This window comes from Bradyrhizobium sp. USDA 4369 (assembly GCF_054056435.1).
Genome location: NZ_JBSRYH010000001.1, coordinates 5,815,355 through 5,834,515, shown reverse-complemented (window position 1 = coordinate 5,834,515; position 19,161 = coordinate 5,815,355). Strand labels below are relative to the sequence as shown.

Annotated in this window: 19 protein-coding genes and 1 tRNA gene; 9 read left to right on the top strand and 11 right to left on the bottom strand. The window is 66.1% G+C overall.

All coding sequences use genetic code 11. The features are described 5' to 3' along the window. The first annotated feature begins 28 nt into the window (after nucleotides 1–28). Entirely contained in the window at nucleotides 29–478 is a 450-nt protein-coding gene (locus ACVIJ6_RS26560) for a hypothetical protein (RefSeq protein WP_456775119.1), read from the top strand. 438 nt (nucleotides 479–916) lie between these two features. Continuing rightward, nucleotides 917–1,180: a hypothetical protein gene (locus tag ACVIJ6_RS26555; RefSeq protein WP_456775118.1), complete on the top strand. Its 264-nt coding sequence runs from the start codon at nucleotides 917–919 to the stop codon at nucleotides 1,178–1,180. 283 nt (nucleotides 1,181–1,463) lie between these two features. On the opposite strand, the gene ACVIJ6_RS26550 is transcribed toward ACVIJ6_RS26555, so the two are convergent. Together ACVIJ6_RS26550 and ACVIJ6_RS26545 are read right to left on the bottom strand one after the other, a co-directional pair. Further along, a tRNA-Leu gene (locus ACVIJ6_RS26550) sits at nucleotides 1,464–1,548 on the bottom strand. A gap of 133 nt (nucleotides 1,549–1,681) precedes the next feature. Beyond that, entirely contained in the window at nucleotides 1,682–1,930 is a 249-nt protein-coding gene (locus tag ACVIJ6_RS26545; RefSeq protein ID WP_041750832.1) for a FliM/FliN family flagellar motor switch protein, read from the bottom strand. Nucleotides 1,931–1,995: 65 nt separating this feature from the next. Between ACVIJ6_RS26545 and lipB the strand changes: the two genes are divergently transcribed. Beyond that, nucleotides 1,996–2,718, top strand: coding sequence for a lipoyl(octanoyl) transferase LipB (gene lipB, locus ACVIJ6_RS26540; RefSeq protein WP_456775117.1), 723 nt, complete (start codon nucleotides 1,996–1,998; stop codon nucleotides 2,716–2,718). Nucleotide 2,719: 1 nt separating this feature from the next. Here lipB and ACVIJ6_RS26535 read toward each other — a convergent pair whose 3' ends face one another. After that, a complete protein-coding gene (locus ACVIJ6_RS26535) occupies nucleotides 2,720–3,148 on the bottom strand; it encodes a tautomerase family protein (RefSeq protein ID WP_456775116.1) in 429 nt (142 codons plus the stop codon). 109 nt (nucleotides 3,149–3,257) lie between these two features. Here ACVIJ6_RS26535 and ACVIJ6_RS26530 point away from each other — a divergent pair, with 109 nt between their 5' ends. Continuing rightward, nucleotides 3,258–4,115, top strand: coding sequence for a LysR family transcriptional regulator (locus tag ACVIJ6_RS26530; protein WP_456775115.1), 858 nt, complete (start codon nucleotides 3,258–3,260; stop codon nucleotides 4,113–4,115). A 59-nt stretch (nucleotides 4,116–4,174) separates the two neighbouring features. Beyond that, nucleotides 4,175–5,224 (top strand): AraC family transcriptional regulator, encoded by a 1,050-nt coding sequence (locus ACVIJ6_RS26525; RefSeq protein WP_456775114.1) that lies wholly within the window; start codon nucleotides 4,175–4,177, stop codon nucleotides 5,222–5,224. Between the two features lie 29 nt (nucleotides 5,225–5,253). Here ACVIJ6_RS26525 and ACVIJ6_RS26520 read toward each other — a convergent pair whose 3' ends face one another. The 3 genes from ACVIJ6_RS26520 to ACVIJ6_RS26510 are packed head-to-tail and all read right to left on the bottom strand — an operon-like array spanning nucleotide 5,254 to nucleotide 7,930. After that, complete coding sequence (locus ACVIJ6_RS26520) at nucleotides 5,254–6,690, bottom strand: TIGR01777 family oxidoreductase (protein WP_456775113.1); 1,437 nt, start codon at nucleotides 6,688–6,690, stop codon at nucleotides 5,254–5,256. After that, nucleotides 6,687–7,346, bottom strand: coding sequence for a DUF4166 domain-containing protein (locus tag ACVIJ6_RS26515; RefSeq protein WP_456775112.1), 660 nt, complete (start codon nucleotides 7,344–7,346; stop codon nucleotides 6,687–6,689). The genes ACVIJ6_RS26520 and ACVIJ6_RS26515 overlap by 4 nt, the downstream gene beginning before the upstream one ends. A 14-nt stretch (nucleotides 7,347–7,360) precedes the next feature. Continuing rightward, the gene (locus ACVIJ6_RS26510; protein WP_456775111.1) at nucleotides 7,361–7,930 is read right to left on the bottom strand and encodes a GbsR/MarR family transcriptional regulator; all 570 of its coding nucleotides are present in this window, start codon (nucleotides 7,928–7,930) and stop codon (nucleotides 7,361–7,363) included. Between the two features lie 150 nt (nucleotides 7,931–8,080). On the opposite strand from ACVIJ6_RS26510, the gene ACVIJ6_RS26505 reads away from it, so the two are divergent. Then, nucleotides 8,081–8,890: a class I SAM-dependent methyltransferase gene (locus tag ACVIJ6_RS26505; protein WP_456775110.1), complete on the top strand. Its 810-nt coding sequence runs from the start codon at nucleotides 8,081–8,083 to the stop codon at nucleotides 8,888–8,890. 21 nt (nucleotides 8,891–8,911) lie between these two features. Here ACVIJ6_RS26505 and ACVIJ6_RS26500 read toward each other — a convergent pair whose 3' ends face one another. The 5 genes from ACVIJ6_RS26500 to ACVIJ6_RS26480 form a co-directional block, all read right to left on the bottom strand. Continuing rightward, a complete protein-coding gene (locus ACVIJ6_RS26500) occupies nucleotides 8,912–9,214 on the bottom strand; it encodes an acylphosphatase (protein WP_456775109.1) in 303 nt (100 codons plus the stop codon). Continuing rightward, the gene (locus ACVIJ6_RS26495) at nucleotides 9,211–10,077 is read right to left on the bottom strand and encodes an isocitrate lyase/PEP mutase family protein (RefSeq protein ID WP_456775108.1); all 867 of its coding nucleotides are present in this window, start codon (nucleotides 10,075–10,077) and stop codon (nucleotides 9,211–9,213) included. The genes ACVIJ6_RS26500 and ACVIJ6_RS26495 overlap by 4 nt, the downstream gene beginning before the upstream one ends. A gap of 110 nt (nucleotides 10,078–10,187) precedes the next feature. Then, nucleotides 10,188–12,203 carry an acetyl-CoA carboxylase biotin carboxylase subunit gene (locus tag ACVIJ6_RS26490; protein ID WP_456775107.1) on the bottom strand — a complete coding sequence of 672 codons (2,016 nt, stop codon included), beginning with the start codon at nucleotides 12,201–12,203 and terminating at the stop codon, nucleotides 10,188–10,190. Between the two features lie 157 nt (nucleotides 12,204–12,360). Further along, the gene (locus tag ACVIJ6_RS26485; protein ID WP_456775106.1) at nucleotides 12,361–12,588 is read right to left on the bottom strand and encodes a hypothetical protein; all 228 of its coding nucleotides are present in this window, start codon (nucleotides 12,586–12,588) and stop codon (nucleotides 12,361–12,363) included. Between the two features lie 70 nt (nucleotides 12,589–12,658). Then, complete coding sequence (locus tag ACVIJ6_RS26480; protein WP_456775105.1) at nucleotides 12,659–13,780, bottom strand: zinc-binding metallopeptidase family protein; 1,122 nt, start codon at nucleotides 13,778–13,780, stop codon at nucleotides 12,659–12,661. A gap of 226 nt (nucleotides 13,781–14,006) precedes the next feature. On the opposite strand from ACVIJ6_RS26480, the gene ACVIJ6_RS26475 reads away from it, so the two are divergent. The 3 genes from ACVIJ6_RS26475 to ACVIJ6_RS26465 all read left to right on the top strand — a co-directional run bounded on the left by ACVIJ6_RS26475 (nucleotide 14,007) and on the right by ACVIJ6_RS26465 (nucleotide 19,159). After that, the gene (locus ACVIJ6_RS26475; protein ID WP_456775104.1) at nucleotides 14,007–16,475 is read left to right on the top strand and encodes a PAS domain S-box protein; all 2,469 of its coding nucleotides are present in this window, start codon (nucleotides 14,007–14,009) and stop codon (nucleotides 16,473–16,475) included. A gap of 127 nt (nucleotides 16,476–16,602) precedes the next feature. Then, nucleotides 16,603–17,883: an MFS transporter gene (locus ACVIJ6_RS26470; RefSeq protein WP_456775103.1), complete on the top strand. Its 1,281-nt coding sequence runs from the start codon at nucleotides 16,603–16,605 to the stop codon at nucleotides 17,881–17,883. A gap of 22 nt (nucleotides 17,884–17,905) precedes the next feature. Next, complete coding sequence (locus ACVIJ6_RS26465; protein WP_456775102.1) at nucleotides 17,906–19,159, top strand: arsenic transporter; 1,254 nt, start codon at nucleotides 17,906–17,908, stop codon at nucleotides 19,157–19,159. Nucleotides 19,160–19,161: the final 2 nt, after the last annotated feature.

Below are 19,161 nucleotides of genomic sequence, written 5' to 3'. Positions count from 1 at the left end.
GATGAGAGGACGCGTGATCTTTTCGGGCATGCTGGCAGCGGCTTCGCAGCTGAGCGAAACGCCTTTGCCGCATGATGAGGCGCGCCTCGAACTGATCCCGGGCAAGAGCACAGTGCTGGTTGCGAAAAAAGTCACACCGCGCCGGTTCTTCACCTACGATACCGGCTCGACGGAGACACTGTTCGTCGATCTCGGGTCGAATTTCGATCCGCAGCGCGAGGCGTTCGTCCTTGAGCAATTTCCGGCCGCCGGTCTGCAAATCGCCAGCATGCATATCCTCTATCGGAGCCAACGCGCCAGCGGCAGAATCGAGTTGCGCAAAGCGCTGAAGAAGCCGTGGTTCGGCAGGGCACACGCCGTGTTCGACGTCAGCGTCAACTTGTTATTCGACGAACCGACGCTCGATCGGCCCGGGTTCGGCGCCGTACCGATCGATTGGCAGCTCTCAATACCGGCCGATCTTCAATATAGCGATTGAAACCACACCGGCGAATACCACAGGGCCCGTTCGAGCCTTGGTGCCACCTTCCGTAACGGGCCTCGCTGCGAGCCACACCGGATCTGGAGGAAGATCAGGGTCACCAGCATCAGCTGGCTGAAACGGTCGACGAGCACGTTCAAATCCCTGAGGCTCTACCAACACTTCCTATCGTGGCCATTTAGCCGCACTAGCTCGGTGCGTTCAGCTTGGAAGGGTTTCGGCGCCTGAATGTTCTTAGGGCCCATTCGGACGGCGACCCGACCATTGGGGTGAGGTCCGGCAAGGCAAAAGCCAGCCGCGAGACCGGTGGGCTTGTCCCCTGGACCGAGGAGGATATGGCCCTCTATCGCGCGAAATGGCCGCTCGGCACCGAGGCGCGGCTGATGTTCGACATCCTCCATTACGCCCTTCTGCGACGAGGAGACGCCCACCGCTTTGGGCCGCCTCACCTGCGTCGGATCGTGCGCAAGATACGCCGCGCAAATCGCCACTGTGCCCGTCCACCCGGAATTCGCCGAAAGCCTCCGGGCGGCTCGCGCTCACGGGCTCATCGGCGCGGAGGTCTTCACCGGCAAATTGGTCAATGGGCGCGTGCTGCCGATGAACAAAAAGGCATGGGCGATGAAGTTCAAAAAGTACGCCGTCCTCGCCGGTGTCAACGAGCCGAAGAAAAGCTGCCCCAGGCTTCGCAAAGCCTGAGCGGAAGTGGCGGCTTATGCGGACTGTACCGAACGCCAGATGATGGCCCTGTTTGGCCGGACCGCCAAGATGCCCGCGCACGACATCGCAAAGGCAAATCGCGAAAAGCTCCGCATCAGCGGAATGGACAAGGTCGTGGCGTTCGATCAGAGCCAATCGCTCGATGACTTCCTCGCGATCCCCGATGGGAACTCCCCGGGAACGACGAGGGAGAACAGAGCAGTAACTTTGCGTAGTAATTTTTGGAAAAAGCGCAGATTTTACAGATGTTTATGTGTGGGCTTGGTGCGCTCGGAGGGACTCGAACCCCCACGGTGTTACCCACTGCCACCTCAAGGCAGCGCGTCTACCAATTCCGCCACGAGCGCTAAGGAGAAGCCGGAACCAGAAGAGAGAGGCACCGGATCAGTGGCGCCCGTGTATCAAATCGATGCCGGGGGGACAAGGGCCGCACAGGCCCTAAATCCGGGATTGTGGACGGTTTTTTGCTCCGCCGGTCCGCTAGCGCGAATGCGCCGTGGGCGACCGCGGCAGCATTTCCTTGACTTCCACCGCAATGCGGTTGCGATCGACCAGCACGACGCCATTGGCGATCGGCAGGTTGTTGGCGAGCACCTTGACGTCGTCGGCCTCGGTGGCGTCCAGCTCGATGATGGCGCCTCGCGACAGGCGCAGAACCTGGTGGATAGGCATAGAACAGGTGCCGAGAACGACCATCAGGTCGACTGTCACTTTGTCGAGGGTTGACACTGCAGGACCACCGAAGTCACGACTAGATTCCGTTACCGAAGACATCACCATGTTGTGGTTAGCCAATGGTTAACAGCCGCGAAACGCTCGATCTGACCACCTTCGCAGGCCCTGCCGGCAATGCCGTGGACTGGCGCATCTCCGATTCGCGGGTGGATTATGCCGCGGCCGTCGCGTTCATGGAGGCGCGGGCGGCCGCGATCGCCGCGGGCGAGGCGCCGGAGCTGGTCTGGCTGCTCGAGCACCCGCCGGTCTACACGTCGGGCACCTCGGGCAAGCCGGAAGACCTGCGCGATCCACGCTTTCCTTTGGTGGCGACCGGGCGCGGCGGCCAGGTCACCTATCACGGTCCTGGACAGCGCGTGGCCTATGTCATGCTCGACCTGAAACGGCGCCGGCCGGATGTGCGCGCCTATGTCGCGGCGCTGGAGGAGATGATCATCCGCACGCTCGACGCCTTCAATGTGCGCGGCGAACGGCGCGAGGACCGCGTCGGCGTCTGGGTCCGGCGGCCGGACAAGGGCGAAGGATATGAGGACAAGATCGCCGCCATCGGCGTGCGGCTGAAGCGCTGGGTCAGCTTCCACGGCATCGCCATCAATGTCGAGCCGGACCTGGCGCATTTCCAGGCGATCGTGCCTTGCGGGGTCACCGACCCGCGTTACGGCGTCACCAGCCTGGTCGATCTCGGCCTGCCGGTCACGCTGACCGATATCGACCTCGCGCTCCGGCAGGCCTTCGAGAGCGTCTTTGGCGCAACCCGCGCCAGCCTGCCGGCGACGGCCTAGCTCAGACCTCGCGCTGATGCGCCGGCACACCGAGCCGGGCCGCGACATAGCGGCGCTCCTGGGTGAGGCCGCCGAAGCCATAGGCATCTCCCCTCACCTCGTCGACATGCAGATAGGTCTCGGGATGCAGCGGGCCGATCAGCGACGCCATGCGGTCGAACGCCGCCGCGAGATAGGCGGCCTTCTCGTCCTTGGTGTTGGTGCCTTCGCTGACGTGGACGTCGATCCAATAGCTGGCAAGCCCCTGCTCGGCCAGCGAGGCGCCGCCGGCGAACCAGTCCGCCGCATCGGCTTCCGAAACGATGACGGCAGTGACCTTGGGATCCTTGCGCAGGATCTCTGCCGTCAGCGCGGTCACGGCATCGGCGATCTCCCGCTTCAGCGAAAGCGAGCGACGCTGGCTGGCATAGACGATGTTGATCAGAGGCATCGGGGTTTCTCCGTTCAGGGCGGCAACGCCGCCACCGCCCTAAGAACCTAGCCCTTCCGCCATCATTTCGGTATGCTATAGCTGATGATATCAATGATAAGAATTTATAATGAAGATCTCGCTCGACATCGGCGCGGTCCGCGCCTTTCTTCTGGTCTCCGACCTGCAGAGTTTCACGCGGACGGCGGAAGCGCTCGGCACCACCCAGGCGGCCGTCAGCCTGAAGCTGCAGCGTCTGGAGGCTACCTTGGAGAAACGTCTCCTGGAGCGTTCGCCGCGCGCGGTCCGGTTGACCGCCGAGGGGGCGGCTTTCGTGGAGAACGCGCGCGCGCTCGTGGCCGCGCATGATCTTGCCGTGGCCGGCCCTGCCCGCATCCGCCCCCGCCTGTCGCTCGGCATCAGCGATCATGCGGCCGGCCCGGAGCTGGTGCCGATGCTGCGACAATTCCAGGCCAGCACGATGGAGCTGGCCCTGTCGGTGAGCATCGGGTTCTCGCGCGACCTGCTCGATCTCTATGATGCGGGCACGCTCGATGCGGTCATCGTGCGGCAGGAGGCCTCGCGGCGCGGCGGCGAGACCTTGGCCGAGGACGAGTTCGGCTGGTATGCGAGCCCGCGCTTCGGCTTTGCGTCGGGAAGTCCCGTGCCGCTGGCGACTCTGGCCGCTCCTTGCGGGGTCCGCGCCATCGCGGTTCGCGCGCTCGACAAAGCGCGGTTGCCCTTTGTCGAGAGCTTTGTCGGCGGCGGTGTCGCTGCTGTGGCCGCCGCCGCACAGGCCGGACTCGCGATCGCGCCCCTGGCGAGGCGAATCGCGCCACCCGGCCTCGTCGATGTCGGGCCAGCCCTCGGCCTGCCCAGGCTAGGGCGATCGAAGGTCATTCTCCACGCCAAGGTCAGCGATGCTGCCAAACGTGCAGCGCTGCGGACGCTGGCTGCGGCATTGCGAAGCGCATCGCACGCGAATTAGTTGACGGCGACCCGCTGTCCTGTAGCATGGGTTAATTCCCGGAGTTCAGGAGCAGCGGCTTGAACCGTCTCTTGACCGCAGCTGCAGCTGACATCGTCAGCGCCGCACCACAGCCGAGCCCGGCGCCGGGCAAATTCGGCCTGGAACCGCTGCACCGCCACGCTCTGATCCGAACCTCCAACGCCGAACTGCTGCGCGATCTCGGCAGCCGTCTGCTTGGCGCCGACCGCATCGATTTCAGAAGCGCCAACCGTTTCGAAGCCGTCGTCAACCTGATCGAGCTCGACAGCATCGGGCTCGCTTTCGGCGCGACGAGCTGCGACATGGTCAGCGACCACCGCGCCGCCGACTTCATCAGGGTGCAGATTGCCATGACAGGCCGCGCGGTCAGTTGCGCCCGCGGCGAGGCGACCGACGTCACCGAGCAGCAGATCGCCGTCGCGCCAGCCGGCGTCCCCTGGCAGATGGCCTGCCAGGGCGGCCATCGCCGTCTCACTCTGCGTCTCGAACCGCAGGCCTTGCGGCAACGGCTGGCGGCGCTGGTCGGCGTGCAGCCGCGCGCCGACTATGCCATCGGCTCCGCGATTCCGGCCAACGACCCGCACGCCCGCAGCCTGCTGCGGCTGCTCGATTTCCTCGGCACCCAGCTCAACGAGCAGGATGCCGCCTTCCCGGCCGCCGTCTACCGAGAATTGGAAGAAGCCGTTCAGGTCGCCTTCCTCTGCGCCAGCCGCCATCGTTTCCGCGACGCGCTGATCGATCCGGCCCCGATGCCGGATTTCGGTCTGGTCAAGCGGCTCGAGGACTATATCGAAGCCAATTGGCGCGAGCCGATCACGATCGAGCGCCTTGTGCGCGAGGCCGGCGTCAGCGCCAGATCGATCTTCCGCGTGTTCGAACGCGTCCGCGGCTATTCGCCGATTGCATTTGCCAAATCCGTCCGTCTGCGCCGCGCGCACGAGATGCTGCGCTCGGGCGATCCCTCCGTCACCGTGGCGGCGGCCGCCGCCGCCTGCAACTTTGCCAATCCCGGACATTTCGCGCGCTATTACCGCGCCACGTTCGGCGAGCTGCCATCGGTGACGATGGCGCGCGCCGAACGCTCCTGACGCTTAGCCGGGTCAAAGATTAGGACGGCTCAAAGGATCGCCTCGAGCGCGCTCCGCAGGCTCTGGTGACGGAACACAAAGCCGGTCGATAGCGCCTTGTTCGGCACCACGCGCTGACCGCCGAGCAACAGCTCGTCAGCGAATTGGCCGCCGATCCGGCGTAGCAGGCCGGCGGGAACGCGCAGCAGCGCCGGACGCCGCAGGCAACGCGCCAGCTCGGTCGTGAAGGCGCCGTTGCGCACCGGCAGCGGCGCCGTTGCGTTGACGGGTCCGGTGATTGCGTCGGTGGCCATGACATGGGCGATCAGCCGGATCAGATCGTCGCGCTCGATCCAGGACATCCATTGCAGCCCGGAACCAAGCGGACCTCCGAGTCCGAACTCGAACGGCGTCAGCATGCGCGACAGAACGCCGCCGTCGCGGCCGACGACGAGACCGATGCGCAGCAGCGCCACGCGCGTCCCATGGGCTTCAGCGCCGCGGGCGGCCTGCTCCCACGCCTCGCAGAGCTCATGGCTGAAGCAGTCATGCGCCTTCGCCGATTCCGTCAGCGGCTGGTCCTGCCACAGGCCGTACCAGCCGATCGCGGAGCCGTTCACCAGCACCTGCGGCTTGCGCGCGAGCCGTGCGATCAGCGCCACGACGGCCTCGGTCGTGGCAAGGCGCGACCGCAGGATCTTCTCGCGCTTCGCTGCCGTCCAGGCCGCGTTGCCGATCGGCTCCCCGGCGAGATTGACGATCGCGTCGATGCGGGTGTCGGACGCGATCTGGTCGAGGCTGGTGATCAGCGTCAATGGCGGCGGCAACGCATTGGCCTTGGCCGGATCGCGCACCAGCGCGATGACGTGATGGCCTGAAGCCGCGAGGCCCGCCACCAGCCGCGTACCGATGAAGCCGGTGGCCCCCGTGACCAGGACCGTCTGCGCCGGCGGCGACGCGGCGAACAGTTCAGCGGCATCAGGCAGCGACATCCGTGCCAGCCGCCGTGCCGCGGCGACGTCGCGCAGCCCGCACAGAGCGGCGCCGATCGCGGCTGCGGCCGCGATCCAGCTCAACAGGCCAGCATAGGCCGGCACGATGGCAGAAGGCTGCATCGTCCAGTCGATCAGCACCGGCACCAGCAGCATCAAGATGGCGCCGTAATTGATCGCGAGCAGCGTGTGATTGATGCGCTCGCTCGGCGGCAGCTTGCGGGTCAGATCCTCTTCGACGAAATCGGTCAAGGTGATCGCGATCTCCGCGACCAGCACCGCGAGCACCAGCGCGGCAAACAGCCCATGCACCTCGCACCAGCCGAGGATGGCGAACAGCAGCGCGTAGAGCAGATTCCGGACGGCGTGCAGCTTGAGCTCGCTCTGCTGGGACGGCCGCCAAGCGAGACGCTCGGTGAACTCGTGATGATAGAAGGTATCGAACACGCCCATCACGATCTGGAGGGCGATCAGGGACCAGAGCAGCGGCGTCATGGCGCGGACTCCCGAAACATTGCGCTCTGGCGGATGATGCGCCCGAAGCGCGGGTGGATGATCTCCAGCGTGAAGCGAAAGGCGCCGGCGCCGAGATCGGCATGTGTCACGGTGAGATCACCGGGCGTCAGCCAGGCTGGCAACTGTAAGCGCCGACCAGCGAATTCGAAGGTAAAGCCGGCGCTCTGGAAGACGAGCGCGCCATCGGTGACGCAGACGCGCAGGCTCATGCTGAGACCCCAGCCGAGATACTCTTCGAGCCCGGTCGGACCGGCGAAGCGCTTGGCCGAATGGATCACCTGCGGAAAGCCGTGAGGACGGCCGCAGATGCGCGTCCAGATCTGGCCGCCGCTCGCCGCATCCTCGGTCACCGCGACGATCATCGGCACGCCGAGATCCGCGCGCGTCGGCAACGGTCCGCCGATCAACCGTGCGAGCTGCGCGAACCAGAAGCCGGCGGAACTGATCTCGGCCTGGTCGATCTCACCGACATAGACCGCCGTCGCCCCCTCGGCGAGGCGCTTGGAAAAGCGGCGCCAGATCGACACCGGAAGGCGACCCCAATCCTCGGGCGACAGCAGCGCGCGAAATCTGTGATCGTCTTGGAGCCTGGCGTTGGAGGGCGCTGCAAGTCCGAGATGTCGTAGGCTCACCATGGCGCCCTCCTCGACTAATCGCTGCCGGACCGGGACCGTCCCGACGGCAGCAGGTTTGCAATCTTCTCGCCGAGCTTGATCAGCGCGACCAGGCGCGGCCGCGGCACCTTCAGCATCTGCACGTACCAGCGGTCGACGAGTTCGGTGAACGCCAGCATGTCCTTCAGCCGCTTGCTTGCGATCGGGCTGATGCCGGGATCGCCGGCGGCCTCCGCCACGCAGGCGCGCAGCGCCGCAATCGCCGGATCGATCTCGCGCTCCTTGCGTCCCGCCGCGATCCGCTGCGCCACCTCCCAGATGTCGGTCTCCGCCTCGAAATGGTCGCGGCGGTCGCCGAGGATCGGCACCCGGCGGATCAGATCCCAGGCGAGCAGCTCCTTTAGCGAGTTGGAGACGTTGGAGCGCGCCATGCCGAGCGTGTCGGCGATGTCCTCGGCCGTCATCGGCTTCTCCGCCAGATACAGCAGGCCGTGGATCTGGCTCACCGAGCGGTTCACGCCCCATTGATCGCCCATGTCGCCCCAATTGAGGATGAAGCGCTCGACGGCGGGAGGAAGTTTCTTTTTGCCTGATATTTCTGTCATAACAGAAATATCAGATTGATGAGCACGGATGTCAAGAGCGGTTCTGCTGTGAACCGCGCGGCTGATTGGCAAGACGGAGAGGAAGGGGCCCCTTTCGCCGGCGGCGATGACCGCCTGATCGCCCCCCGCCCCTTGGAACAGGAGCAAGCCATGACGGCATCCGACAAGGCTTTCACCGGATCGATCCCGCAGATCTACGACGAACTGCTGGTTCCCCTGATCTTCACGCCCTATGCCCAGGACCTCGCGGCGCGGATCGATCGTCGCCAGCCTCGCGACGTGCTGGAGACGGCGGCGGGAACCGGCGCGGTCACCAGGGCTCTGCACGCCGGGCTGCCGCCGGAGGTCAGGATCACCGCGACCGATCTCAACGAGCCGATGCTGATGCAGGCGAAGTCGCATCTTGGCGATGCGGCACGCATCGGATGGCAGCAGGCCGACGCGCTGGCCCTGCCCTTTGCCGATGCGAGCTTCGACGCCGTCGCATGCCAGTTCGGCGTGATGTTCTTCCCCGACCGCATCAAGGGCTACGCCGAGGCACGCCGCGTGCTGCGGCCCGGCGGCCGTTTCATCTTCAATGTCTGGGACCGGATCGAGGACAATGAGTTCGCTCATGTGGTGCATGAGACGCTGCAGCAGATCTTTCCCGACGACCCGCCGCAATTCTTCACCCGGACGCCGCACGGCTATTTCGACCCGGCGCGGATCACGGCCGATCTGAACGAGGCCGGCTTCACCGACGTCGAGATCGACACCGTCACCCATCGCAGCCGCGCGGGCTCGCCGCAGCCCCCCGCCACCGCCTACTGCCAGGGCACGCCGATGCGCGGCGAGATCGAGGCGCGCGGGACACTGGATCTGGCCGCGGCGACGCAGATCGTGGCGGATGCACTTGAACGGCGGTTCGGCAGCGGACCGGTCGAAGGGCGGATTCAGGCGCTGGTGATTTCGGCGGCCTGAGCGGCGGCCTGGTCTCGCCAACTAAAGCGTCGGCAGCACCGAGAAGGCTTCGCCGGGCCGTCGCAGCGCGAGCTCGTCGGCCGTGCCCGGCTCCGCCACCACCGCGTTCACCCGCGCGGCCGGCGGTCCCTTGTGGCAGGCCGCGACCATGGCCGTGACGTCATCGGCGAGGCCGGCAAACACCGCCTCGACACTGCCATCGGAGCGATTGCGCACCCAGCCTTCCAGGTCGTTCAGGATGGCCTGGTCCTCGACCCAGGCGCGATAGCCGACGCCCTGGACCCGGCCGCGGACCGTGACGTGAGCGATCGCATGATTGCTCATGATCCCGGCTCCAGATAGACGCGCAGGCGCCGTTTCACCTCGGCCTCGCGCATCATTTGTGCGGTCAGTTCGGCCGATGGCAGGCCCTTCAGTTGTTTGGGCGCGGCGCCGCCGCGCAGCGCCTTCAGCGTCTCGTACACGGCCTGCGTCGCGGCCGCGATCGGCGCATGGCCTTGCAGCGCAACGCGGACGCGGCGCGCGGCGAGATAGCCGAGATCGGACATATCCTCCGGCGCGCCGCCGAGCACGATCGGCAAGGTCGTGGCAGCGGCGATGGCGTCGAGCTGATCGCGCGCGGTGACGCCGGTGAAGAACAGCCCGTCGACGCCGCAGGCCTCATAGGCCCTGGCGCGCGCGATCGCGTCGTCGAGTGAGGTGATGGAGACAGCGCCGGTCCGCCCGAGAATGACCAGCGCAGGATCACCGCGGCCCTCGAGCGCGGCCTTCACCTTGCCGATGCCCTCGGCCAACGAGATCAGCTGCGGCTTGGCGGCCCCAAACGCCTGCGGCAGCAGCGTGTCCTCGATCGTCAGGCCGGCGGCGCCGGCGGCCTCGAGCTCCTGCACGGTGCGGCGCACGTTCATCGCATTGCCGTAGCCGTGATCGGCATCGACCAGCACCGGCAGCGTCGCGGCACGCGACATCCGCCGCATCTGCTCGGCAAGCTCGGTCAAGGTGATCAGCGCGATGTCGGGATCGCCGAGCACGGCGAGCGACGCGGCCGAGCCGCCGAACATGCCGAGCTCGAAGCCAAGGTCTTCAGCGATCCTGATCGAGATCGCGTCATAGACCGAACCGGGATGGATGCAGCGCTCGCTGGCGAGGATGGCGCGCAAGGCGTCTCGGCGTGAACGGAAGGTCATCCCGGACTCCCCTCTCGTCATTGCGAGGAGCGGAGCGACGAAGCAATCCAGAGTCGCATGCTGAGCCCTGGATTGCGTCGCTTCGCTCGCAATGACTTCGGTTAGACTAACTACGCAAATTCCAGGATCAGCGCGTCGACCGCCAGCGTGGCGCCGGCAGTCGCGTGGATCTTCTTCACGGTGCCGTCCTGCTCGGCGCGCAGCACGTTCTGCATCTTCATCGCCTCGATCACGGCCAGCGTCTCGCCGGCCTTGACCTCCTGCCCTTCGGTCACGGCGATCGAGACGACCAGGCCCGGCATCGGGCACAGCAGCTTCTTGCCGCTGTCGCCGGCGGTGACGACCGGCATCAGCCGCGCCGCGGCGGCTTCGGCCTCGGTATAGACGTAGACCGGCGCTTCGACACCCTGATGCGCAAGCCGCACGCCGTTCGGGATCGGCCGCGTCTGGACCGCGATTTCCGCGCCGTCGATGGTGCCGTGCCAAACCGCATCGCCCGGCTTCCAGTCGGAGGCCAGCTGATGCGGCGCGCCGACCTTGCCGTCGGCGCCGACGAAGCGGACCGTGATCGCGCCGTTGTCCCTGGCAATATCCAGCAGGATCTCGTCACGCCCGAGCCACACCGCGCGGCGGCCCTGACGTTTCACCGGCCGGCCGATCATCTGCTGAGAGATCTGGCGCTTGCGCTCGCCGAGCACGTGATCGATCGCCGCGCCCACCGCCGCGAGCCGGCGCGCAATCTCGCCTTCCGGCGCACGCGCGGCAAAGCCCTTGGGAAACTCTTCGGCGATGAAGCCGGTCGACAGCCGGCCCTCGCGCCAGCGCGGATGGTTCATCAGTGCCGACAGGAACGGAATGTTGTGGCGGATGCCGTCGACATAGAACGCGTCGAGCGCGGTCGACTGCGCCTCGATGGCGGCGGCGCGCGACGGCGCGTGGGTGACCAGCTTGGCGATCATCGGATCGTAATAGATCGAGATCTCGCCACCCTCCTGCACGCCGGTGTCGTTGCGCACGGTGATGCCATCCGCCTTGCTCTCGGCCGGCGGACGATACTTCACGAGGCGGCCGATCGAGGGCAGGAAGTTGCGGAACGGGTCCTCGGCATAGACGCGGGATTCGACAGCCCAGCCGGTCAGCGCGACGTCCTTCTGCGCCAGCGAAAGTTTCTCGCCGGCTGCGACGCGGATCATCTGCTCGACGAGATCGATGCCGGTGACGAGTTCGGTCACGGGATGCTCGACCTGCAAGCGGGTGTTCATCTCCAGGAAGTAGAAGCTCTTGTCCTGGCCGGCGACGAACTCCACGGTACCCGCGGAATCGTAGTTCACCGCCTTGGCGAGTGCGACCGCCTGCTCGCCCATCTTGCGCCGCGTCTCCTCGTCGAGCAGCGGCGACGGCGCCTCCTCGATGACCTTCTGATTACGGCGCTGGATCGAGCATTCGCGCTCGCCAAGATAGATCACGTTGCCATGCTTGTCGCCGAGCACCTGGATTTCGATGTGGCGGGGATCGACGATGAACTTCTCGATGAAGACGCGGTCGTCGCCGAACGAGGCCTTGGCCTCGGCCTTGGCGAGGTTGAAGCCCTCGGCCACCTCGGCGGTCGAATGCGCGATCCGCATGCCCTTGCCGCCGCCGCCAGCGGAGGCCTTGATCATCACGGGGTAGCCGATCTCGTCGGCGATGCGCACGGCGTGCTTGTCGTCCTCGATGACGCCGAGGAAGCCTGGCACGGTCGAGACCTTGGCCTTGGCGGCGGCCTTCTTCGATTCGATCTTGTCGCCCATCGCGGCGATGGCGCCGGGGTTGGGACCGATGAAGACGATGCCATTGTCCTGCAGCGCCCGCGGAAACGCCTCGCGCTCGGACAGGAAGCCATAGCCGGGATGCACCGCCTCGGCGCCGGTCTTCTTGCAGGCGTCGACGATGCGGTCGATCAGGAGATAGCTCTCGGCGGCGGCGGGCGGCCCGATCAGCACGGCATCGTCGGCCATCTCGACATGCAGCGCATCACGATCGGCTTCCGAATAGACCGCAACGGTCCTGATTCCCATACGGCGGGCGGTCTTGATGACCCGGCAAGCGATCTCGCCGCGGTTCGCGATCAGAATGGTCTTGAACATGTTTTTTCTTGATACCTTTGGGCGGGCTCCCCGCTCGCGACGCAGGCGCATGGACCGCGAGCTTGACCGGTTCGTCTATAGCAAAATCGGCCGCGCGCAACCTGCCTGTCATCCCGTGGATGCAGACGGTCAGGCATGCCAGCCCCGCCGCGTCCCGTCACCCGGAATAGCTGTGGAAACGTCCGCGAGCATAGGCGTGCGACACCGCCTTCATCAGCTCGGTGACCTCAGTCTCAAGATAATCATTTGCAACAATCAACGCGCGAATGGTGGCCCTGAGGTCACCACCACAGGCTGCAATCGCCTGATCCATGGCGGCGTCCAGCGCAAGGTCTTCGCTGAGCTCGGTCATGGCATCGGTTTTGGCATGGGATTCAGACGGCATGGCGTGGCGGCAGCCCCTCGCTTCCGGTCAGCCACCATGTTCACTTTATGTTCTCAGGAGTCAAGCCGGATCACGCCGCCCCGATCTCCTCCTGCTGCTGGCCGGCCGGCAGCTTTGGCGCGGCCGCCGCCTTGGCGCGGACACCCTGCCGCACCAGCTCATGGATGAAGCCCAGCTTGGCGATGACCGGCGGTGTCAGGATGAAGGGATAGAGATCGCGGGCGCCCATCGCCCGCGCGACGCTGTTCATGGCAAAGGTGAAGGGCAGCCAGGCGTTGACGATCAGATCGAAATCATCAGCCACATAGGGATCGAAGGTGACGCGCGCGGTGAGCCCGCCGATCTGGTCGGCGGGCGGATCGATCTCGATGCCGAATTCCGAGGCCATCTCCAGCGTATCGACGATGTGCAGATAGTGCGCCCAGGTTTCGGCGAAGTCCTCCCACGGATGGGTGGTCGCATAGGCCGAGACGAAATTGTCCTGCCAGTTGGCCGGCGCGCCGTCGTCGTAATGGCGTTTCAACGCCTCGCCATAGTCCTGCGAGTCATCGCCGAACATCGCACGGCATTCCTCGAGCCTGCCGGCATCGCGCACCAGCACGTCCCAGAAATAGTGGCCGACCTCGTGGCGGAAGTGGCCGAGCAAGGTCCGGTACGGCTCGTCCATTTCAAGCCGGCGCCGTTCGCGCTCGATGTCGTCGGCTTCGGCCAGCGCGATCGTGATCAGACCGTGGTCGTGGCCGGTCATCACCTTCTGCTGGCCGGCGGGGTCATCGGCCAGGAAGTTGAAGATCAGGCCATGCTCGGGATCCTCGATCCGGGTTTTCACCGGCAGTTTCCAGCGGATCAGCGAATAGAACAGCCGGTGCTTGGCCACCTCCAGCTCGCGCCATCCGGCGAGCTGCGCCGGGTCCGACAGGTTGGGAATGGTGCCATTATGCCGGCATGCGCGGCAGAAGCCGGCGGTCTCGCCGATTTCCAGCAGCCAGTTACAGGCGTCGTGCTCCGCATTGGCGCAGAAGAACCTCCCCTCGCCGCCGTCGGCCAAGGTCCGAAAGCCCTCGCCGGCCGGCTCGATCGCCGAGAGCGTCTGGCGCTCCGGCATAAAGGCGAGCCGATGGCCGCAGCGGCCGCAGCTGCGATTTTCGAAATACAGAATATTCTTGCAGGCCTGACAGACGAAGAGCTTCACGGTATGGACCTACGCGTTGCAGTGTCTAGCGCCTGACGACGCATGACAGTAACAGTCCGTTCCGGGGCTGCGGAACTTTTTATCTGCCTCAACGTTTTCGTCCTGCGGGCGTTCGTCCGCCCCAATCGCTGGCCAATCTGCTGTCCCTCAACCCAATGTCGCCACGCTTCCGAACACCTGCGGTGAAATGGTCTGGCGACCGCTTGCCTTCCCGATGCAGGTCAGCATGAACAGCGCGGACGCGCCACGAGACGAAGTCGTCCCCGATATTGCCGGCGCGGCCGAGTTGCGCCAGCATATCGAGGAGATCGCGCGCGATCGCGACCAGGCCTATCGGGCGCTGCAGGAGCGCGAGGCAGAGCTGGCACGCATCCAGCGCATCGCGCGGGTCGGCGGCGTCGAGGTCGATCTCCGGGAAGGCTTTCGCAACCGCCGCTCACCCGAATACCTGATCATTCACGGCCTGCCAGCCGAGGCTGCCAACGAGACCCACGAGGACTGGGTCAACCGGGTCCATCCTGACGATCGCATCAAGGCCGAGCAGGACTTCATCGCCGCGGTCAACAGCAAGCAGGAAGACTACACCACCGAATACCGCATCATCCGGCCGAGCGACGGCGAAATCCGCTGGATCCGCGTCATCGCGCGCATCGAGCGCGACTGGAATGGCCGTGCCATCCGCCTGGTCGGCGCGCATATCGACGTCACCGACCAGATGCTCGCGCAGGCCAAACTGCGCGAGAGCGAGGAGCGTTTCCGGCTGATCGCCGACAGCGCGCCGGTGCCGATCTGGCTGACAAGGCTCGACCGCACCCGCTCCTTCGTCAATCGCGCCTATGTCGATTTCCTCGGCCTGTCTCACGACGAGGCGCTCGCCTTCGACTGGCGCAAGGCGCTGCATCCCGAGGACCTGCCGCGCATTCTTGTCCAGCAGCAGACGGGCGAGTGCTCGCTGAAGCCGTTCTTCCTCGAGGCGCGCTATCGCCGGGCCGACGGGCATTGGCGCTGGCTGCGCTCGGAGTCGCAGCCGCGCTGGGACGCGAACGGCCGGCACATCGGCTTCATCGGCGTCGCCCATGACGTGACCGCCGCCAAGCAAGGCGAGATCGAACTCCGCCGTATCAACGAGACGCTGGAAGAGCGCATCCGGGAGCGGACCGCGCAGCTCGAAGCCAATGAGGCGCGGATGCGCGCCATCTTCGACACCAGCAATCAGTATCAGGCCATCCTCGACACCGAGGGCAGGATCACGCATGTCAACCGCATCGCAGTCGACAGCATGCGCGCCGGCGGCGTCGATGTCATCGGCCATCCGCTGTGGGACGGCCCCTGGTTCGTGCATACGCCGGGCGTGAGCGAGATGCTGCGCAAGGCGTTTGCGCGGGTGCTCGCCGGCGACAGCTTCCGCACCGAGGTGCGGCTCGACTTCGCCAATGGCGACCGCCACTTCGAACTGTCGATGCGGCCGCTGTTCGACCAGCATGATGCGATCATGGGCGCGGTCGCCGAAGCCGTCGACATCACCGAGCGCATCCAGGGCGAGGAGCTGCTGCGGCAATCCCAGAAGATGGAGGCGGTCGGCCAGCTCACCGGCGGCGTCGCGCACGACTTCAACAATCTGCTCACGATCATCCGCTCGGCCACCGACTTCCTGCGCCGCCGCGATCTGCCGGAAGAACGGCGACGGCGCTATGTCGACGCGATCTCGGAGACGGTGGAGCGCGCCTCGAAGCTGACCGGGCAGCTGCTGGCGTTCGCGCGCCGGCAGCCGCTGACGCCGCAGGTGTTCAATGTCGGCGAGCAGGTCGAAAGCGTCGTGCAGCTGATCCGCCCGCTGGTTGGCAGCCGGATCCAGATCGAGCTCGCGGTGACCGAGACCAGCCTGTTCACCTTGGCCGACATCGCGCAATTCCAGACCGCGCTGATCAACCTCGCCGTGAACGCGCGCGACGCCATGAATGGCGAGGGACGCCTCACGATCAGCATGCGCAGCACCGACACGCTGCCGGCGCTGCGCGGGCAGAGCGCGCGTCCTGGCGCCTTCATCGCGATCTCTGTCACCGACACCGGCGCCGGCATTGCGCCCCAGCATCTCAACGCGATCTTCGAGCCGTTCTTCACCACCAAGGAGGTGGGCAAGGGCACCGGCCTCGGCCTCAGCCAGGCCTTCGGCTTCGCCAAGCAGTCGGAAGGCGATATCGCGGTCGAGAGCCGGCTCGGCCAGGGCGCGACCTTCACGATCTATCTGCCGCAGGCGACGGCGCCACAATCCGGTCCGGAGGCCGGACATGCGCGCAGCGAGCCCGCCACCATCGGCCGCGGCTATCGCGTGCTCGTGGTCGAGGACAATGACGAGGTTGGCCAGTTCTCGACCGAACTGCTCGAGGACCTCGGCTATGTCACGCGCCGCGTCGCCAACGCCCATGATGCGCTGGCGATCCTGGAGACCGACGAGTTCGCGGTCGACCTGGTGTTTTCCGACGTCATCATGCCCGGCATCAACGGACTCGAACTCGCCGGCATCATCCGCGACCGCTATCCCGGCCTGCCCGTCGTGCTCACGTCGGGCTACAGCCACGTGCTGGCGGAAAATGCCCATCACGGCTTCGAGCTGATCAAGAAGCCCTATTCGGTCGAGTCGCTGTCACGCATCCTGCGCAAGGCGATGACCGAGAAGGCGCCGCTGCCGCGGTGAGCGCAGCGGAAACCTCTACCTACCCCCTCACCACATTGTGGACCACGATTCGGCTCCGGCGCACGAGGTGGCGCGGAACCAACACCCGTGCAGCGCGGTTTCGATTGATCACGCGCAACGGGGCGGCATGACGGATTCCGAAAGCAGTAAAGAGCTCGCAGGCGCCGGCCACGCACTCGACGCCGCCAATTTCTTCCTGGCAGATGTGCGCGACGGCCTCGGGCCCTATCTCGCGATTTATCTGCTCACCGAGCAGAAATGGGACGAGGCCTCGATCGGCCTCGTGATGTCGCTGGCCACCATCGCCGGCATCGTGGCGCAGACCCCGGCCGGCGCAATGGTGGATGCCACCAGGGCCAAGCGCGTGATCATGATCGCAGCGGCGCTCATCGTCACGGCGGCGTCATTGCTGCTGCCGCTGATGTCGAGCTTCTGGCCGGTGGCGATCTCGCAGAGCATCGCGCATGCCGCAGGCGTGATCTTCGCCCCAGCCATCGCCGCCGTCTCGCTCGGCATCTTCGGTGTCAGCGCGTTCACGGCGCGGATCGGCCGCAACGAGACCTTCAATCACGCCGGCAACGCCGTCGGCGCCGTGATCGCCGGCGCGGCCGCCTACGCACTCGGACCATCGGCCGTGTTCTACCTCATGGCGTTGATGTCGGTCGGCAGCCTCGTCAGCGTGCTTGCCATTCCCGCGCGCGCCATCGACCATGAGGTCGCGCGCGGCCTGTCCCATCACAAAGCGGACGATGCCAAGCAACCAGACGAGCAGCCGTCCGGTCTCAGCATTCTGCTGACCTGCCGGCCTCTGCTGATCTTTGCGATCTGCGTCGCGCTGTTTCATCTCGCCAATGCAGCGATGCTGCCGCTGGTCGGGCAGAAGCTCACACTGCAGGACAAGAATCTCGGCACCAGCCTGATGTCGGCCTGCATCGCCGCGGCGCAGCTCGTGATGGTGCCGATGGCGCTCCTGGTCGGCGCCCGCGCCGACCGCTGGGGCCATAAACGTTTCTTCCTGGCGGCGCTCATGATCCTGCCGCTCCGCGCCGCGCTCTATACTCTGTCGGACGACAAAGCCTGGCTGGTCTGCGTGCAGCTGCTCGACGGCGTCGGCGCCGGCATCTTCGGCGCGATCATGCCGGTGATCGTAGCCGACCTGATGCGCGGCACCGGCCGCTTCAACGTTGCCCAGGGCGCCGTCATCACCGCGCAGAGCATCGGTGCGGCGCTCTCGACGGCGCTGGCCGGACTTGTTGTGGTCCAGGCCGGCTACAGTGCCGCTTTCCTGACGCTCGGAGCGACCGCCGCGCTCGCATGGATCGCGTGCTGGCTGCTGCTGCCGGAGAGCAGCGGAGCCGCCGCATCACAGCCGGGCCCCGTTCCGTCGCCCGCTATCGCCGCCGAATGATTTGCTCTATCCAGCGCTGACCATGTCCCTGCACGATCCCTGGCTCGCTTACGCCATCATCATCCCCGCCACCGCCGGCGTCATCATCCGCCCGTTTCGGCTGCCCGAAGCCGTTTGGGCCGTGGCCGGCGCCATCCTGCTCGTCGCGCTCGGCCTGATCACCACAACGGACGCGCTCGCCGGCATCCGCAAGGGTCTCGACGTCTATTTGTTCCTGATCGGCATGATGCTGATCGCCGAGCTCGCCCGCCGCGAGGGACTGTTCGACTATCTCGCCGCCTATGCGGTGGAGCATGCACGCGGCTCGCCGCAACTGCTGTTCCTGCTGGTCTATGCGGTCGGCACCTTGGTGACAGTGCTGCTCTCGAATGACGCGACCGCGATCGTGCTGACCCCGGCGGTCTATGCCGCAACGCGCGCCGCCGGCGCCTCGCCGCTGCCGTATCTCTTTGTCTGCGCCTTCATCGCCAATGCCGCGAGCTTCGTGCTGCCGATCTCCAACCCGGCCAATCTGGTGGTGTTCGGCGCGCGCATGCCGCACCTGACGGAGTGGCTGCGCCAGTTCACCTTGCCCTCGATCGCGGCCATTGCCCTCACTTATGCCGCGCTGTGGCTAACGCAGCGCCGTGCCTTGCGCGCAGAGAAGCTGCGCACCGATGTCGACAAGCCGCATCTCAGCCGCGAAGGCCGGCTCGCGGCGATGGGCATCCTCGCGATCGCAGCCGTGCTGCTGACCGCCTCGGCGCTCGACATCCAGCTCGGGCTGCCGACCTTCGTCTGCGGGGTGGTCACGGCGGCCGCGATCCTGCTGGCCGGCCGGCAATCGCCATGGCCGGTCGTCAAGGATGTGTCGTGGGGCGTGCTGCCGCTGGTCGCGGGACTCTTCGTGATGGTCGAGGGTTTGAGCCGCGCCGGCGCGATCGGCCAGCTCAGCTCCTGGCTGCACCAGGGTGTTACCGCCTCGCCGGCGGGAACGGCGTGGGCCGCCGGCCTGATCACGGCTGTCGCGGACAATATCGCCAACAATCTGCCGGTCGGTCTGGTCGCAGGCTCGGTCGCCGCCAGCGATCACCTGCCTCACGAGGTCGTCCGGGCCATCCTGATCGGGGTCGATCTCGGCCCGAACATCTCCGTCACCGGATCGCTCGCCACCATCCTGTGGCTGACCGCGTTGCGGCGCGAGAAGATCCAGGTGTCGGCCTGGCAATTCCTGAAGATCGGACTCGTGGCAACGCCGCCGGCGCTGATCGCAGCGCTGGCGGCGGCCATGTGGTGAGA

Coding starts and splice junctions, on each gene's coding strand:
- ACVIJ6_RS26560 (WP_456775119.1), top strand. CDS start 29: ATGCTGGCAGCGGCTTCGCAGCTGAGCGAAACGCCTTTGCCGCATGAT.
- lipB (WP_456775117.1), top strand. CDS start 1,996: ATGGTTAACAGCCGCGAAACGCTCGATCTGACCACCTTCGCAGGCCCT.
- ACVIJ6_RS26535 (WP_456775116.1), bottom strand. CDS start 3,148: ATGCCTCTGATCAACATCGTCTATGCCAGCCAGCGTCGCTCGCTTTCG.
- ACVIJ6_RS26530 (WP_456775115.1), top strand. CDS start 3,258: ATGAAGATCTCGCTCGACATCGGCGCGGTCCGCGCCTTTCTTCTGGTC.
- ACVIJ6_RS26520 (WP_456775113.1), bottom strand. CDS start 6,690: ATGACGCCGCTGCTCTGGTCCCTGATCGCCCTCCAGATCGTGATGGGC.
- ACVIJ6_RS26515 (WP_456775112.1), bottom strand. CDS start 7,346: ATGGTGAGCCTACGACATCTCGGACTTGCAGCGCCCTCCAACGCCAGG.
- ACVIJ6_RS26510 (WP_456775111.1), bottom strand. CDS start 7,930: ATGACAGAAATATCAGGCAAAAAGAAACTTCCTCCCGCCGTCGAGCGC.
- ACVIJ6_RS26505 (WP_456775110.1), top strand. CDS start 8,081: ATGACGGCATCCGACAAGGCTTTCACCGGATCGATCCCGCAGATCTAC.
- ACVIJ6_RS26500 (WP_456775109.1), bottom strand. CDS start 9,214: ATGAGCAATCATGCGATCGCTCACGTCACGGTCCGCGGCCGGGTCCAG.
- ACVIJ6_RS26495 (WP_456775108.1), bottom strand. CDS start 10,077: ATGACCTTCCGTTCACGCCGAGACGCCTTGCGCGCCATCCTCGCCAGC.
- ACVIJ6_RS26490 (WP_456775107.1), bottom strand. CDS start 12,203: ATGTTCAAGACCATTCTGATCGCGAACCGCGGCGAGATCGCTTGCCGG.
- ACVIJ6_RS26485 (WP_456775106.1), bottom strand. CDS start 12,588: ATGCCGTCTGAATCCCATGCCAAAACCGATGCCATGACCGAGCTCAGC.
- ACVIJ6_RS26475 (WP_456775104.1), top strand. CDS start 14,007: ATGAACAGCGCGGACGCGCCACGAGACGAAGTCGTCCCCGATATTGCC.
- ACVIJ6_RS26470 (WP_456775103.1), top strand. CDS start 16,603: ATGACGGATTCCGAAAGCAGTAAAGAGCTCGCAGGCGCCGGCCACGCA.
- ACVIJ6_RS26465 (WP_456775102.1), top strand. CDS start 17,906: ATGTCCCTGCACGATCCCTGGCTCGCTTACGCCATCATCATCCCCGCC.